This is a genomic window from Gracilibacillus halophilus YIM-C55.5 (assembly GCF_000359605.1).
Classification (GTDB): Bacteria; Bacillota; Bacilli; order Bacillales; family Amphibacillaceae; genus Gracilibacillus; species Gracilibacillus halophilus.
In genome coordinates this window covers 1-14874 of the sequence record NZ_APML01000003.1, presented here as the reverse complement: position 1 = coordinate 14874, position 14874 = coordinate 1, and the positions used below count along the sequence as shown (strand labels likewise).

Here is a 14874-nt window from a genome sequence, read left to right as displayed (position 1 = left end):
TCACCTTTCCTTTCCAAAATATTCTCTAACAACCTTCATTCATTGTTGCGCTTTCATTTTTCGTTACACAACAAAGACCTCCTATTGTTATTTTACAAAATCACACAGTCAAATGCGAAGAACTTACTGTCTATTTAGGAATGATGAGAGACAAAGAAGCAGCAGCCATGATTCGACTGCTACGCTCACATTTCATTTAACTTGCTTGAATAATACAGAAAATCTTCATAATTTTTTTCATCTAATGATTGGTCAATCAACCGGATGAGATTCATGCGTTCTAATTCAAAAATGACTTGATCAATCTCGTCTTCTCTTTGCTGATTATCAGTAACCATCATATACGGATTCAATATATAAGCTAGATGTTCTTGAAAATCTGGAATTTGCATGAGTTCAGCTAATTTCATATGATTATATGATTTCCCTTTTTGAAAAACAAAAACATCTTGTTGATTTTCTATTTCATGTGTCACTCGATTCATTCGAATTTCTCGTGATTCGAGAGGAACAAAATGGTATATTTGATCATCCAATGATAGTGAAAAATATTGATAGGCTAAGACTACTCGAATATAATGGCCTTCTTCTTTCACATAATACGGTTTAAACATTTTAATGGAAAGCATGTCATCCACCTCCTCAATATTACGAAAAACAAAACTTCCATGCGGATACTTCTTATTTTACATGATATGCAACAATAAAGAAAGCGTTTCCAATTAATTTCTTACTTTATAGAAAAATTTTTTGGATGGTGGTTCTATTGTGTGCAATGCGATATACTAACACATAGATCGTTAGAAGGAGTCTTACTCATGAAATGGAAGCATTTAAAAGTCAGAATCGCAGGTAGACGAGTGATCAAAACAGCTCTGGCCGTCTTTTTAACATCATTGATTTGTCATTGGCTAGACTGGCCCGCTGTATTTGCTGTTATTACAGCGATCGTGACTATAGAACCAACTGTTGGACAATCCATTAAGAAAGGGTTCATTCGTCTACCAGCATCAGCCATTGGATCAGGTTACGCGGTACTTTTCATTTTTCTTTTTGGGAATTCGCCGCTTACCTATACTTTGTCAGCCTTGTTCACCATTATTACATGTTTTCGTTTGCGCTTGCATGCTGGATTGCTTGTAGCTACGTTGACATCTGTTGCTATGATCGAAGTGATTCATGCTAATTTATTTATTTCCTTTTTTATTCGATTGGGGACAACGACCATCGGTTTATTCGTATCAACTGTCGTAAACATGTTTATTTTGCCGCCGAATTATACTGAAAAAATTCAGACGTATCTTGATGATGTGCTCACTAAAACGGGTGAAGAATTAGAAATGATTATGAAGCAATTAATCATTGAATCCAAACGTCATCTGAACGATCAGGAAATCCGCGATCGATTCGCAGATTTAAAAACAGAACTTGATCAAACCGATCGTCTACTGTCATTCCAAGAGGATGAGGCTAAATATCATCGTTTAGATACGGAAACGAAGCGAACATTTATTACGGAAAAACATCAATTAACGAAGTTGCGCTTGATTCACTATCATATGGGCAATTTAATCAATACACCTTTGGAAAATGTTTGCTGGTCAAACGCTGAATGCACGAATATTGTTGAAATGGTTGAAACATTGGTTGATTTCATGAAATATCCGAGTCACTATAAAGCAAGCGCTTATCGCAGGCAAGTAAAGCAATTAATGAATCAATTTTGGGAAAGCAAAAAACCGAAAGAAGAATTGCAAGATACGTTGTTTACGCCAGAAGTGATTATACTATATGAATTATTATCGATTTATAATTTGGTTGAAGATATCATAACGAATCAACAGGAACAGCGATAAGAAGTGCTTTGCTGGAATACTGGTGGATTTTTTCGATAATTAAAGTATTCTTGCGAAAACGCTGATAATTTTGCGATCTTAGAGATAATCTTGCGAAACAACAAATAATTTTGCGAAAAAACCGGACGCTCTTCTACACGCGCCCGGTTTTTTCTTATATTTTGAATTGTCGTACTAATGTGTTCAGTTGCTCTGCTAGTTTGGCTAATTCATTGGAACTTGATGATACTTCTTCCATTGAACTGCTTGCTTGTTGTGCTGATGCGGATGTCTGTTCAACACCGGCAGCCGATTCTTCAGAAATCGAGGCAATCTCTTCAACTGATGCATTGATTTCTTGGCTATTGGTACTCATTTGCTGCAAGTTTGTCGTTACCGATTGAATGCTGCTTACCATATCGTTAACGGCATCGTTAATTTGTTCAAAAGTTGTACCGGTTTGCTTAATCTGATTGGTTCCTTGCTCCACTTCATTGTAACCATTTTCTAGTGATTCAGTCACTGTGGAAGACTCTTGTTGGATCGTATCCACAATTCCTGTTATATCAGAAACGGAATCAGAAACTTGTTCGGCGAGTTTTCGCACTTCATCGGCAACGACGGCAAAACCTTTTCCGTGTTCACCAGCACGAGCAGATTCAATAGCTGCATTCAATGCTAATAAATTGGTTTGTTCTGCGATATCATTAATAACAGAAACCAGTTTGGAAATTTCTTGCGTTTGACTGTCTAAGCCACGCACTTTTTCCACTGAATCTTTTACAATTGAATGCACACGATTCATTTGGGTAATCGATGTATCCATCATTTCTTTGCCATCATTGGTTAAATCCAAGACATTTGATGAATTATTCTCAATTTGTTCGCCTTTATTCGTTGCTTCTGTCACTTTATTCGTAAAATCACTCATTTTCGTTGAAACGTCACTCGCATTATTGGCTTGTGTTTCTGAACCAGAAGCTAGTTCCTGCATTGTTGTAGCAATTTGATCGGTACCTGATTTCACTTCACCAGCTGACTGATTCAGTTCTTCGCTTTGTGCACTCACTGTATCAGACACTTCAGCAAGACTCGTAAGAATGGAACGAAGACTGCCGCTCATTGTATTGACCGAGTCAGCAAGTTGGCCAATTTCATCATTTCCGTTATATGTAATTTGCTCAGTCTGTAAATTACCTTCAGCAATTTGATTACTTACATCAACCACATTTTGTAAGTTACGAGAAATGATACGATTGACAATCGTAATTAGTAAAATACTTAATACAAGCGAAACTGCAATGGCTACAATTAATGCGATAACTGCTATCGTTTCACTCCGTTTAGCTTGTTCAATGGCATTTGCTCGTTGTTCATTAACAAGTGTTTTTAATTCCTCTAATGTAGTTACGGCATCGGATTGTGCTTTATGTGCATTTTCTGCGACTACATCGGCACTGCCCATCTCACCTTGACCCATATATGTAACCACTTCATTAAAGTTTCGATTCATTTGTTGTTCAAGGTCGACAATCTCATTAAATAATGCGATTTCTTCATCTGTAGTCATTTTTGGTTCTAATTGGTTCTTTAATTCGGAAAACTGTGAGCTCCGACTCGTATATTCTTCTTCCAAATCGGCAGAGGGGTTATCAACATATTGAAAAACACGAACGGCTTTCGCACGAAGTAATGATCCCATCTCTGTTACATTCATCGCACGGTCGCCCCGTCGTTCAAGTGCTTCAATATCATTGTTAATATTTTGCAAGAAAAACCAGACAACCACGGCAGAAATGACGAATAACGTTAATACAAATCCTACGATAATTCCGTATTTTGATCCTACTTTTACATTGTTAAACTTTAACTTTTGAAACAATTTCCGCAAAATGAATCCTCCCATTCTTGATGCCGAACATGATTTTAGTCATGTTAAACTAATTCTTAATAACTACTAATACGATTATATTTTATCACAACAATGACTATAATACTATATATTTATGACCGCTATTTGTTGGAATAGCATCATTCATCCAAATATTTTTCTGTGATACGAGTTTTCGATATAATAAGAACGAACGAAGTTACAAAGGGGTGGTGGGATGCAAACGAGATATGTCACAGAAAATGCCGTTATGTTTACAGTCGCTGATGAGCTGTCTCAACAAGCACAAGAAACGCTATTACAACTTCATCACCAGCTTGCAGAAGAAAAACCAGACTGGCTTGTTGAATCCGTGATTGGGTATACAACACTAACGGTATATTTTTATCCATTACGAATTGTTCATGATCAAGTAGCAAACTATATACAATCGTTTAACATACAATCCAATAGAACAAACAATCAACATACACTACATCGAATTCCCGTCTGTTATCATCCATCTGTTGCCCTCGATATCGACGAAGTGGCACGTAAACATCAATTATCGATGGAGCAAGTGATCGCAAGGCATACAAGTGTAACTTATACAGTCTCTTTTTTAGGGTTCTCACCTGGATTTCCGTTTTTGAGCGGCTTATCCGATGAACTTGCAACACCGAGAAAAGAAACACCGAGACGAGAAGTCCCTAAAGGATCGGTCGGTATCGCTGGTCAACAAACCGGGATCTATCCGAGTACATCACCAGGAGGATGGCAAATTATCGGTCGGATACCTATTTCTCTATTACATTTTCATCGCTTGCAACCGACGTTATTTCAACCAGGCGATCAGGTGCAATTTTATCCGATTTCCAAACAGACCTACGAGAGTTATCGCAGGAAGGAGAAACATTCATGAGTTTAAAAGTCATTGAACAAGGCGTACATACGACAATTCAAGATTTAGGGCGATACGGATATCGTTCGCTCGGTTTTCCAGTCAATGGTCCCATGGATGATTATGCCATGCAACTCGCCAATTTTCTTGTTGGAAACGAAGCAAGTGAAGCAGTTTTAGAAATGAGTGTCATTGGGCCTACGATTGAATGCATGACGGATACAGTTATTGCCATTACCGGTGCGGATATGTCGGCCAATATCAACGAACAACTGATTCCATATGGGAAAGCAGTCGCTGTTTCAGCAGGAGATGTCATTCAATTACGTACAGCGAAAACGGGGATTTATGGCTATTTAGCGATTAAAGGTGGAATAAACGTCGAATCGTTACTCGGGAGTAAAAGTACGATCGTCCGTGCTGATCATGATCATTTATTAACGAGACCCTTGCAAAATGGTGATGAAATTCCTATACGATCCGCTATCGTTTCCACCGGACAGCAACCTAGTTATATCAATCCAGAAGTATTCGATTATATCACTACTTCTTATCCAGTGATTCATTACATGGAAGGAGCACAATACGAATGGTTTGATGAAAAAACGAAGCAGTTATTCGAACAAATTGACTGGCAAATCTCGAGTCAGTCGAACCGAATGGGATACCGTATCAACGGCGGGCGCTTACACTATCCGCAAGATAAGCAGTTACTGACAGAAGCAACGTCATTTGGTGCGATTCAAGTCCCACCAAGTGGTGAGCCGATTGTATTAATGGCAGATGGTCAACCAACTGGCGGTTATCCGAAGATCGGACAAATTGCTCAAGTCGATTTACCGAAACTGAGTCAATTACGACCTGGTCAACCTTTTCAATTGAAGAAATGTACATTAAATGATGCGATGGAATGGTTGTATGAACGCGATCGTTTTTTGACAATGATGCAAAAACTGACCAACCAATTGTGGAAGGAGGTATAAATGGATGAAAAGTATCTCATTAAATTGTGATCTCGGTGAAAGTTTTGGCGCGTATACATTAGGAAATGATGAGAAGATAATCCCACTCGTCGATGCTGTTAATATTGCATGTGGTTTTCACGCGGGGGATGCACGTACGATGCAAGAAACGGTACGATTAGCGAGCAAACATCAAGTAAAAATGGGCGCTCATCCAGGGTTTGATGACTTACAAGGATTTGGTCGTCGTAAAATAGATGTTAAACCGCGAGAGGTCTATCAATTGGTGCTGTATCAAATCGGCGCACTTCATGGCTTCGTCCGAGCAATCGGTGAATCACTGCATCATGTCAAGCCACATGGCGCTTTATACAATATGGCCTGTCAACAGCGGAAACTAGCCGAAGCTGTAGCCCAAGCAGTCTATGATTTTCAGCCATCCATTACGTTGTTTGGACTATCAAATAGTGAATTAACAAGAGCTGGTGAGAAATTAGGATTACCTGTGGCTCATGAAGTATTTGCTGATCGTACCTACCAAACTGACGGAAGTCTTACACCACGAACTGAATCTCATGCTATGATCAAAGACGTCGTGCAAATTCAGGAGCAAGTGAAAGGAATGGTAGACAGAGGCGTTGTCAAAAGTACAGATGGAAAAGAAATTCCCATCCAGGCTGATACAATTTGCGTTCATGGCGATACGAATGAGGCATTACAAGTCGTACAATCGATTCGGGAAGTTATTACTTGAAGTTGAGAATAAATCCGCGGAAGTTGAGAATAAAATCGCTGAACTTGAGAATAAATACGCAAAAGTTGAGAATAAATGTGCTGAACTTGAGAATAAATCCTCAAAACTTGAGAATACAATCACTCACTTTTTTAAAATTCTATCGATATTGATGTTTAAATAGACATTGATCTAGAAAATCGTCTGGTAGTTTCTGCTTCACCGCCCGCTGCCAGACTTGAATATGAATAAAGGCAAATAAACCCATGCACATAAGAAAAGCTAACGGCTGATATACGGCGCTTACTATTAATAAAATGGTTAAGCCTACGAGAAAGAGTGCTTGTGGCAATGTCGAGATGGATACGACCCAAGCATTTTTCCATAACCGAATCCCTTTCAAATGAGAAATGACTAAAAATGGAACGATTGACATAAAAGTGAGTAAAAATATCCCGCCTACAAATAACCAAATCCAGCGCAAATACGTATCCATCACAGCTGGTGCGATCGATAGAACAGATGCTTTCCATGCAAAAATAATACAGAACGCTAGTAACGTCACACCAAAATATGTTGTATTGCGCAAATGATATGTAAATGAATGGTAAAATGTTTTCCAAATTTCAATATCGATTCCATGCTTGGACCAATCCAATACGACTGCGTACATGGCGAGTGTGGCAGGGATAATCGTAATCATGCCTAACGAAAAGAAAAACCATAACACTTGCAATGTAAAAAACGAAGCAATCACACGTAACATTCGGAAAAATGTTGAATCTGACTGATGCATCCAATCACCTACTCCTATGTAGCATTATTACTATTATTTTGTCCGGATGCATAGATTTTAAACTTACAAAAATCCGGACTTTATCTAAAGCCCGGATGACGATTCTATAAAAATGGTTCAAATATTAATCAACAATCGGTTGGATACGAAAGCCAAAACGATAATTTCGATTCGTAAATAATGTATATTCTGGATGGACGCGTTGCCCCCAGCTGTCATCGCCGCCAACACCCATTTGCCAACCTGATACGCGCACATTTACCTTGTCGCTCGCTTCTAATTCCACATGATGGTCAGCTTCTTCTAACTCAAAAGGTGAATACGCGTTTGCATTTACATTGATGACAGGTGCACCAGATATTTTTATACCGCGCGCTTGATCATTACGAATGTCTAACCAGCGCACTTCCGTTTTATTTCCGCTTTCTTGTGGTCGCAAATATGGTTCAAGTTGCTCTTCTACTTTTCCTTTATGCACGGTGATCTTTCCGCTTGCTTGGCGGTCCCAATACGTTTCATGCGGTCCTTTTCCATACCATCGCAAATCTTGAAACGATGCATCTAGTTCAAAACGGACACCGACTTCTGGAATGATCGGAAGGCCTGCCCCTGGTTGTAAACACTGTTCGACATCCACCGCCCCACTGGCATCCATCGAGTACGTGAGTGTGACGATGCTTTTCGGTTGTGTAGGCAAATGATACGTGCTTTGAACGATCACGCGATCCTCATGTTCTTGCCATGTGCATGAGCTAACGTCCGTGATAAACTAGCTTCACGCCAAACAGCACTTTCCTTTTGCAATTGAAAGCCACGGTCATTATCCGTTACAGCTCGCCAAAAATGAGGGACAAGTGCTTGCTTCAACATTTCTTGTCCATTTACTTGATAAGAGGTAAAAAGACCTGTTTCACGGTCAAAAGTAGCCGTAACATCTTGCCCACACACGACTAACTTGTCATCTGCTTCTGTGAATTGCACGCTACCTTTTGACTCATGCAACAATGGACGAGCCGGTTCGACAAATTGCTGAAACGCTACTTCATGTTCTTCTTCTGCCCAAAATGGCGCGTTTTGATAAACGAATGACAGTGTGACGACTTGTTCGGCATCACTGGTGAAACTTTTTTCCGGAAAGGCTAAGTTGATCGTCTCTTCTTCTTGCGGGTTTGTTTCTAACACCATCGTACCGCTTGCTGTCATTTCCCCTTCTTCTTCAATCGTCCAAATGAGTTGAAATGCGGTTAGTGGTGTAAATAAAAATTGATTACGAATCGTAAACTGACCATCCGTCACATCAATGGGGTGAATGCTTACATTTTGGTAACAAGCTTTCACTTCGCGTAACTTCGGTGAAATGCTACCATCAGCGAAAATTAATCCATCACCTGCAAAATTGCCATCATGGGGTGATTCGCCAAAATCGCCACCATATGCTAAAAATGGTTGACCGTCCGCCTTTTGATGCCAAAGGGCTTGATCCTTCCAATCCCAGATGAATCCACCTTGTAAAACAGGATATTGATCAAATAATTCGGTGTATTTATGCAGATTACCAGTAGAATTGCCCATTGAATGACTATACTCACATAATATATATGGCTTTTTTTCACCCGGTTGTTTTGCATACCATTCGACTTCACTCGGACTCCGATACATGGTACTTTCAATATCAGATGCAGCTTCCGACTCACGATAATGAAAAATACCTTCATAATGAACGAGGCGTGTTGGATCATTTTCCTTAAAGAACGCTTGCATGTTCAAAAAGTTATCCCCACCGAACGATTCATTACCGAGTGACCAAATGAGAATGGAAGGGTGATTTTTGTCTCGTTCAAACATCGATCGACACCGATCGAGTACGTTATCTGTCCATTCTGGCTTACTACCTGGAAGTGTGTTCTCTAGCGTCTCTTGACCATATCGCCAAGTCCCATGAGTTTCTAGATTCACTTCATCAATCACATATAACCCATATTGATCACATAAATCATACCAATCAGGGTGATTTGGATAATGTGACGTACGCACGGCATTGATATTATATTGTTTCATAAGGACTATATCGTCGATCATATCTTGACGCGTCACAGCTCGTCCATGTTCAGCGGTGAATTCATGCCGATTGACACCTTTAAAAAGAATCCGCTCTCCATTCAACATCATAATGCCATCTTTTAATTCAAATTGGCGAAAGCCGACTTTTGAAGTATAGTAAGCTATTGTCTCACCGTTCTCATCGACTAATTCAAACAACAATGTATACAAGTACGGCTCTTCTGCACTCCATTTTTTCGGATGGGAAATAATGGTTTCACACGACATTTTTGCTTTTGGTTTTTGATTGATATCAAGGAAAAATTGTTGCGTGCTCACCCTCTGGTCGTCTTGGTCTAATAATGTCATCTTCACTTCCGCTTGGTCAAACCGTCTTTCGTCATAATTAATAATCTCAGCCTGAACGTTTAATCTGGCATCTTGATACGTTTGATCGAAAATGGTTTGAATCGAATGGTCATATAGATGTAGTTTTGGTATGGCATATACATAAACATCACGGAAGATACCGCTCATGCGCCAAAAATCCTGGTCTTCCAACCAACTCGCATCCGACCAGCGATACACTTCAACCGCCAAGTGATTCTCCCCATCGGTTATGTATGGTGTGATATTAAATTCTGCAGGCGTAAATGTATCCTCGCTATATCCAACAAATTCACCGTTTAACCAAACATAAAAAGCCGACTCCACGCCTTGAAAATGAAGAATGATTGGAAGCTCACGCCACAGATCTGATACATGAAATTTTGTCACATATTGACCAACCGGATTGTAATTCGTTGGTGCAAAAGGTGGTTCAATATCATCATGTTCGATCCACGGATATCTTGTGTTAACATATTGGGGATAGTCATAGCCCTCGAGTTGCCAATGTGCGGGAACCGTGATCTCATCCCAATCCGATGTATCATAATCTAGTTGATAAAAATCTTTTAGCCGTTCCTCTGGGTTTTTAGCAAAATGAAAATTCCATGTTCCATTTAAAAAGTAAACGTAAGGAGATTCTTCTCGTTGTGCTTTAAAAGCTTGATCAACATTCTGATACGGAATGGCTTCTGCGTGTTGAGGCATCCGATTTAATTGGAAAATATGCGGATTATGATTCCATTCAGGATATCCATTTTCAGGTGCAGTGTACGTGAATTTTTGTTTATTCATGTGATCCCCTCCAGTTATAAAACGGTTACAAAAAACGATCATATATTAAGATTCGATGGCCGCTTTTAGTTTGTGTAATGTAGCTGCATCTTGCATAAAGTGTTTCACGTCATCATTTTTAACGAATTCAAGTAAAACATAACGTTCTTTGCCATCACTCTCGATCGCTCGTAAGTATTGCTTCCATTCTTTCATACCGTTTGATAACGGCAATCGTTCTTCTTCTGTCCAATGAAAAATATGAACATTTGAAATCCATGGATGAAGTTCATCAATGGTGACTAATCGTTGTTTAACCGATTCTCCAATCGCTGGCTGCCAATATAAAAACACATTCGGATGTGACACATCTTCCATCAATTGTCTAGCGCTCGCTTTTGTTCGTGTTAATGTACCACCGTGTGATTCAAAATGAATGGCTATATTTTTTTGTTGGGCGATATCTGCCATCCGCTTCGTATCCGTTACAACTTTACTTCGGTACTGTGGACTGGCATCCTCTGGGTCATACATACCAGCCCAAATCCGTATCGATGGTGCGCCTAAGGCTACTGCTGTATCAAGGATGGTTAAAAAGTCATGATTATTCTCTGATGCAAAACCAGCACGATAATAGGAGCCGTAAGAACTAATCGTTAGCCCGTTTGCTTCCGTCATTTGCCTCACATGTTTTGCCGTCATAACCTCTCCAGGCGGAACATGAATATCACCACCCCATTCAATCGCATCTAAATCGGCTTGTTTCGCTACATCAATAATTTGTTCGGGTGTACGATCACGAAATGTGATAGAACATAATCCTAGCTTCACATAATCACTCACTTTTTAGGTATTATTGATCCATACGTAACGTTTGCAACACGTCATCCGTTAAATTGCTTTGTTCAGAATTATACATGACAGCTACCACTTTATCTTTTAACGCTTCTGAATCGCGAAATACGTGAAATTGATCGGCGTTGACCGCATAAACGTCATCCGTTCCCAATTGATGGGTTGCCTCTTCGCTAAATTGCTCCACGTCAATGACATCTTCCATCGGGCGCAACCCTTCTTGTTCCAAAATCATGTTGGCAAACCCTTTATCTGTTACGAGAAGATCGATCATGCCCGTGGCTGAACGTGCTGTGAATTTTTGCACTTGGCCATACGACTGATTGGACCATTCACCACCATCATGAAGAATGCTATCAACAGCAATTTCAAAATCGCTAAAATACTCATCGTTGATTTCATTGGAAAACGCTTCTGATTGTTCATACGTTACCTGCCCCACGACCATGACATGATATTGAACCGGATCTTTGCCAAACACACTTGATACAATGGAAATCGAGATGAATAGTCCTATCGCAATACCAAATAGATGGACTTTATAATATTCCCAAATGTAATCAAGTGCTTCTGTAAATGTCATCGTGCGTAACGTTTGCCAAAGTCTTTTCATCTTTACCCATTGCCCCCTATTAAACTCGCTATCTCTTTAGTTATTATATCACAAATTTTCATCTATGAAATCGTTGTCAATCAATTCTGTTCAACTATCCATTCCAATAGTTCCAATCGATTGCCGAAAGGGTCATGGACATAGATTCGCTTAGCTCCTTCCAATTTATCATCCTCCTGATAAGAAATCTGATAATGTTGTAGCCGATCGATACAATGATCCAATCGATCGACTTCAAATGCAGGATGTGCTTTTTTTGCTGGTGAAAATGGGTCTTCAATACCGATGTGCAACTGTTGGTCAGCCATTTGGAACCATACACCTCCTCGCTTCTTTAATACATCTGGTTTTTCTATTTCTTTTAATCCTAAGACGGTACCAAAAAAATGTCTGGCTTCATCTTCACATCCCTTAGGTCCAGCTAACTGAACATGATCAATTCGTTCGAGCGTAAACATACTCGACTCACTCCTCTCCTATTTTGTTATTGAGGCCTCAAGTTTATTTGCAAGCCAATCAAATGAACGATTCCCATTAACTTCATGGCCGCCGTCAAAAATATCATACGCAAAATTTTCAGCATGATTTTCATAATAAGTCGCTAATTCATCAATCGCTTGTCTTGCAGTGTCAACAGGAAAAATGTGATCGTCTTTGCCAGATTCAATGAACAGAGGTCGCGGGGCGATTAAACTAATCCATTCCGGCATTTCAGCCACATTCAACATACCGGGAATATAATTGTCAAGGCAATGACGCATCGCTAATATGCTACCTTTAAAGGTGTTAACAAAACCAGTTAACACTGTCGCTTGAATTCGATGATCGAGTGCTGCTGTGTAAGCTGCGACTAAAGCACCGCCAGAAAACCCCATGATGCCTGTTCGATCTGTTTTAACATCTTGACACTGTTCGATGTAACCTAATAACTTCTTTGCCTCCCAAATCCGTAAACCAGCTAACGTTTTCCCTTGCACCAACAAGTTTGATGCCATCTGTTCACAAGATTTAGGGTGTCCGTTTTCTATATCCTGAGACAGTCGCCGCTTGCCAAAACCGATAATTTCAGGTGCGAACACTTTGATACCTCGCTTAGCTAGTTGCACGGCAAAATGATGATGAATGTCGTTGTTTTCTTCATCTTCTTCACCATCTTCCGTTAATCCAACGATTGCTTTTACACCGTAGCCGTGACCATGTAAAGCGAGTGCTGCTGGATGCTTCTTCTGTTGATTTTTAGGTGTTAAAATATACATATTTACTTCTACGAGTTCAGTTAACGGTAAATGGACATATTCACGGGTGTATTCTGGGAAGTCTTTTGATTCGATAATAGTAGCTTCTAGAGGACGTATGTGTTCATCAAGATGAGAAAAATCGCCTAGTAACTCGAATAACCGCTGTTTTAATGCGTACTTTCTTTCGACAGGGCCCGCCGTTTGAAACGAATCTTCCATGGCCTGTTGATAAAATTGGTCAAACAAATGATCCAACTGATTCATGCAATATCCCCTTTCTCGGATTTGAAAACGTTTTATTGAGCTGACTCTATTATATATGATTTTCCTTTTTGAGAAAAATTATTTAACAACCAAGGAAAATGATTGTGCATAGGAATATCGGATTGATGCACACTATCGTATAGCACTTTTCAGTAAAGGAGAACTTGCCATGGAGGGGACTTGGGTTGCTATATTACCATTTATGATCGTTATCGTTGCTGCAATCGCCACAAAGCAGGTATTCCCGGGATTAGTATTAGGATTAGTCGTTGGAGCCTATATGGTGGAACCGACATTTCTCGGCGGCATTCAACAAACTGTCAATTACATCGTCGACAGTTTAACGGACATTAACAATTTGAAGATTATTATATTTCTTTACTTATTTTCTGGGTTAGTTGGCATCATTAAAGTATCTGGTGGGATCAAAGGGTTTGTACAGTTAACCGCTGAAAAAATTGATTCCAAAAAGGAAGCGTTACTTCTGACATGGGCTTCCACACTTGGTACATTTAGTGCACCGAGCTTTCGCATTGTTACCGTTGCCCCGATTATGAAAGCTTTATTACAAAAAATTCATATGACAAGACGAGAACTTGCTTTTATGATCGAAACAAGTACACAGCCTGTTATTGTCTTGATCCCTATCGCAACGGCGTTAGTTGGTTACATGGTTTCCGTGATTCAAATGGGATTGCAAAATCAAAACATTGACGCTGAACCATATGCATTATTTATCCAGAGTATTCCTTTTAATTTTTTCGCTATTAGTATGATTATCATCGGAACCTTATTTGTCTTACTTCGTCATTCGAAAGAAAAAACGAATGAAGATGATGACCGTGATCCAAACAAGGTTCAAGAGGACAAAGAAAACCATGCGACTGCTGATGATCTACCCTCCAAACCATGGAATTTGATTGTTCCCGTCGTTTTAGTGATTGTACTCACACTCATTTTAACGTGGTGGGACGGTTATTCACAGGGATATGGTTTTTTTGAAGCATTTATCGAAGCTGATGTCCTACAAGCTATGGTTGTTGCGTTATTTATCACTGTGCTCGTTACATTCATTGTTCAATTAGCGCAAAACAATACGTTGAAAGAAATGATCCCAGAGTTTATTAGTTCTGGAAATAATTTGATGTCGGTCATCTTATTATTATCTGTCGTATGGGCGTTATCATTAGTTACTGAAGACTTAGGGCTTTCTGAATTTGTGACGAATAATGTCAGTTGGATTCCGACAATGTTTATTCCGCCTGTTATCTTTTTAATTGGTGGCTTCATTTCCTATTTTATTGGCTCATCATGGGGGACATGGGGGATTCTGATGCCGCTTGGAATATCTCTTGCCCATGCCGGAGATGCCTCATTGACGCTTGTTATTGGTGCGGTCTTTGCTAGTGGATCATTCGGCTCGATTACATCACCGTTAAGTGATAACAATATTACGATCGCTGAAATCATGGGAATGAATCCATTGAAATATGCACGCTACAAACTTGTTCCTGCAAGCATCGCCGTAGCAATCTCTACGATTTTGTATGGCGTCATAGCTATGTTTTTCTAACATATTCAAAAAGTAAATCTGCTGAAGTTGAGA

General features: G+C 39.6%; 12 protein-coding genes and 1 pseudogene. 5 read left to right on the top strand and 8 right to left on the bottom strand.

Going from position 1 to position 14874, the window contains the following annotated elements:
• Positions 1 to 185 precede the first annotated feature (185 nt).
• Positions 186 to 629, bottom strand: coding sequence for an IDEAL domain-containing protein (locus J416_RS00270; protein WP_003462533.1), 444 nt, complete (start codon positions 627 to 629; stop codon positions 186 to 188).
• Between the two features lie 189 nt (positions 630 to 818).
• Here J416_RS00270 and J416_RS00265 point away from each other — a divergent pair, with 189 nt between their 5' ends.
• Positions 819 to 1856 (top strand): FUSC family protein, encoded by a 1038-nt coding sequence (locus J416_RS00265; RefSeq protein WP_003462530.1) that lies wholly within the window; start codon positions 819 to 821, stop codon positions 1854 to 1856.
• Positions 1857 to 2010: 154 nt separating this feature from the next.
• On the opposite strand, the gene J416_RS00260 is transcribed toward J416_RS00265, so the two are convergent.
• Positions 2011 to 3741, bottom strand: coding sequence for a methyl-accepting chemotaxis protein (locus J416_RS00260; protein ID WP_040512451.1), 1731 nt, complete (start codon positions 3739 to 3741; stop codon positions 2011 to 2013).
• Positions 3742 to 3943: 202 nt separating this feature from the next.
• Between J416_RS00260 and pxpB the strand changes: the two genes are divergently transcribed.
• Genes pxpB through J416_RS00245 form a run of 3 tightly spaced genes read left to right on the top strand, consistent with a single transcriptional unit; the run spans position 3944 to position 6322 of the window.
• The gene (gene pxpB / locus J416_RS00255) at positions 3944 to 4627 is read left to right on the top strand and encodes a 5-oxoprolinase subunit PxpB (RefSeq protein ID WP_003462524.1); all 684 of its coding nucleotides are present in this window, start codon (positions 3944 to 3946) and stop codon (positions 4625 to 4627) included.
• On the top strand, positions 4624 to 5589 hold the full coding sequence (locus tag J416_RS00250; protein WP_003462521.1) for a 5-oxoprolinase subunit C family protein: 966 nt from the start codon (positions 4624 to 4626) through the stop codon (positions 5587 to 5589). Before pxpB ends, J416_RS00250 begins: the two co-directional genes overlap by 4 nt.
• A gap of 4 nt (positions 5590 to 5593) precedes the next feature.
• The gene (locus tag J416_RS00245; protein WP_003462506.1) at positions 5594 to 6322 is read left to right on the top strand and encodes a 5-oxoprolinase subunit PxpA; all 729 of its coding nucleotides are present in this window, start codon (positions 5594 to 5596) and stop codon (positions 6320 to 6322) included.
• Between the two features lie 139 nt (positions 6323 to 6461).
• Here the strand turns inward: J416_RS00245 and J416_RS00240 are convergent, their stop codons facing one another.
• From J416_RS00240 to J416_RS00215, 6 genes and pseudogenes are all read right to left on the bottom strand, one after another.
• On the bottom strand, positions 6462 to 7097 hold the full coding sequence (locus tag J416_RS00240; RefSeq protein ID WP_003462502.1) for a DUF624 domain-containing protein: 636 nt from the start codon (positions 7095 to 7097) through the stop codon (positions 6462 to 6464).
• Between the two features lie 124 nt (positions 7098 to 7221).
• Positions 7222 to 10232, bottom strand: a pseudogene (gene lacZ, locus J416_RS00235) (beta-galactosidase, LacZ type).
• 132 nt (positions 10233 to 10364) lie between these two features.
• Positions 10365 to 11129, bottom strand: a complete 765-nt coding sequence (locus J416_RS00230; protein ID WP_003462500.1) for a sugar phosphate isomerase/epimerase family protein — start codon at positions 11127 to 11129, stop codon at positions 10365 to 10367.
• A gap of 22 nt (positions 11130 to 11151) precedes the next feature.
• Positions 11152 to 11766 (bottom strand): hypothetical protein, encoded by a 615-nt coding sequence (locus J416_RS00225; protein ID WP_003462498.1) that lies wholly within the window; start codon positions 11764 to 11766, stop codon positions 11152 to 11154.
• 80 nt (positions 11767 to 11846) lie between these two features.
• Positions 11847 to 12224, bottom strand: a complete 378-nt coding sequence (locus tag J416_RS00220; RefSeq protein WP_003462496.1) for a VOC family protein — start codon at positions 12222 to 12224, stop codon at positions 11847 to 11849.
• 18 nt (positions 12225 to 12242) lie between these two features.
• Complete coding sequence (locus J416_RS00215) at positions 12243 to 13268, bottom strand: alpha/beta hydrolase family protein (RefSeq protein WP_003462495.1); 1026 nt, start codon at positions 13266 to 13268, stop codon at positions 12243 to 12245.
• A gap of 169 nt (positions 13269 to 13437) precedes the next feature.
• Between J416_RS00215 and J416_RS00210 the strand changes: the two genes are divergently transcribed.
• Positions 13438 to 14841 (top strand): Na+/H+ antiporter NhaC family protein, encoded by a 1404-nt coding sequence (locus tag J416_RS00210; RefSeq protein WP_003462493.1) that lies wholly within the window; start codon positions 13438 to 13440, stop codon positions 14839 to 14841.
• Positions 14842 to 14874: the final 33 nt, after the last annotated feature.

What these genes read in the sequence shown, in the direction of transcription:
- J416_RS00270 (WP_003462533.1), bottom strand. Translation starts at nt 629, where the DNA reads ATGCTTTCCATTAAAATGTTTAAACCGTATTATGTGAAAGAAGAAGGC.
- J416_RS00265 (WP_003462530.1), top strand. Translation starts at nt 819, where the DNA reads ATGAAATGGAAGCATTTAAAAGTCAGAATCGCAGGTAGACGAGTGATC.
- J416_RS00260 (WP_040512451.1), bottom strand. Translation starts at nt 3,741, where the DNA reads ATGGGAGGATTCATTTTGCGGAAATTGTTTCAAAAGTTAAAGTTTAAC.
- pxpB (WP_003462524.1), top strand. Translation starts at nt 3,944, where the DNA reads ATGCAAACGAGATATGTCACAGAAAATGCCGTTATGTTTACAGTCGCT.
- J416_RS00250 (WP_003462521.1), top strand. Translation starts at nt 4,624, where the DNA reads ATGAGTTTAAAAGTCATTGAACAAGGCGTACATACGACAATTCAAGAT.
- J416_RS00245 (WP_003462506.1), top strand. Translation starts at nt 5,594, where the DNA reads ATGAAAAGTATCTCATTAAATTGTGATCTCGGTGAAAGTTTTGGCGCG.
- J416_RS00240 (WP_003462502.1), bottom strand. Translation starts at nt 7,097, where the DNA reads ATGCATCAGTCAGATTCAACATTTTTCCGAATGTTACGTGTGATTGCT.
- J416_RS00225 (WP_003462498.1), bottom strand. Translation starts at nt 11,766, where the DNA reads ATGAAAAGACTTTGGCAAACGTTACGCACGATGACATTTACAGAAGCA.
- J416_RS00220 (WP_003462496.1), bottom strand. Translation starts at nt 12,224, where the DNA reads ATGTTTACGCTCGAACGAATTGATCATGTTCAGTTAGCTGGACCTAAG.
- J416_RS00215 (WP_003462495.1), bottom strand. Translation starts at nt 13,268, where the DNA reads ATGAATCAGTTGGATCATTTGTTTGACCAATTTTATCAACAGGCCATG.
- J416_RS00210 (WP_003462493.1), top strand. Translation starts at nt 13,438, where the DNA reads ATGGAGGGGACTTGGGTTGCTATATTACCATTTATGATCGTTATCGTT.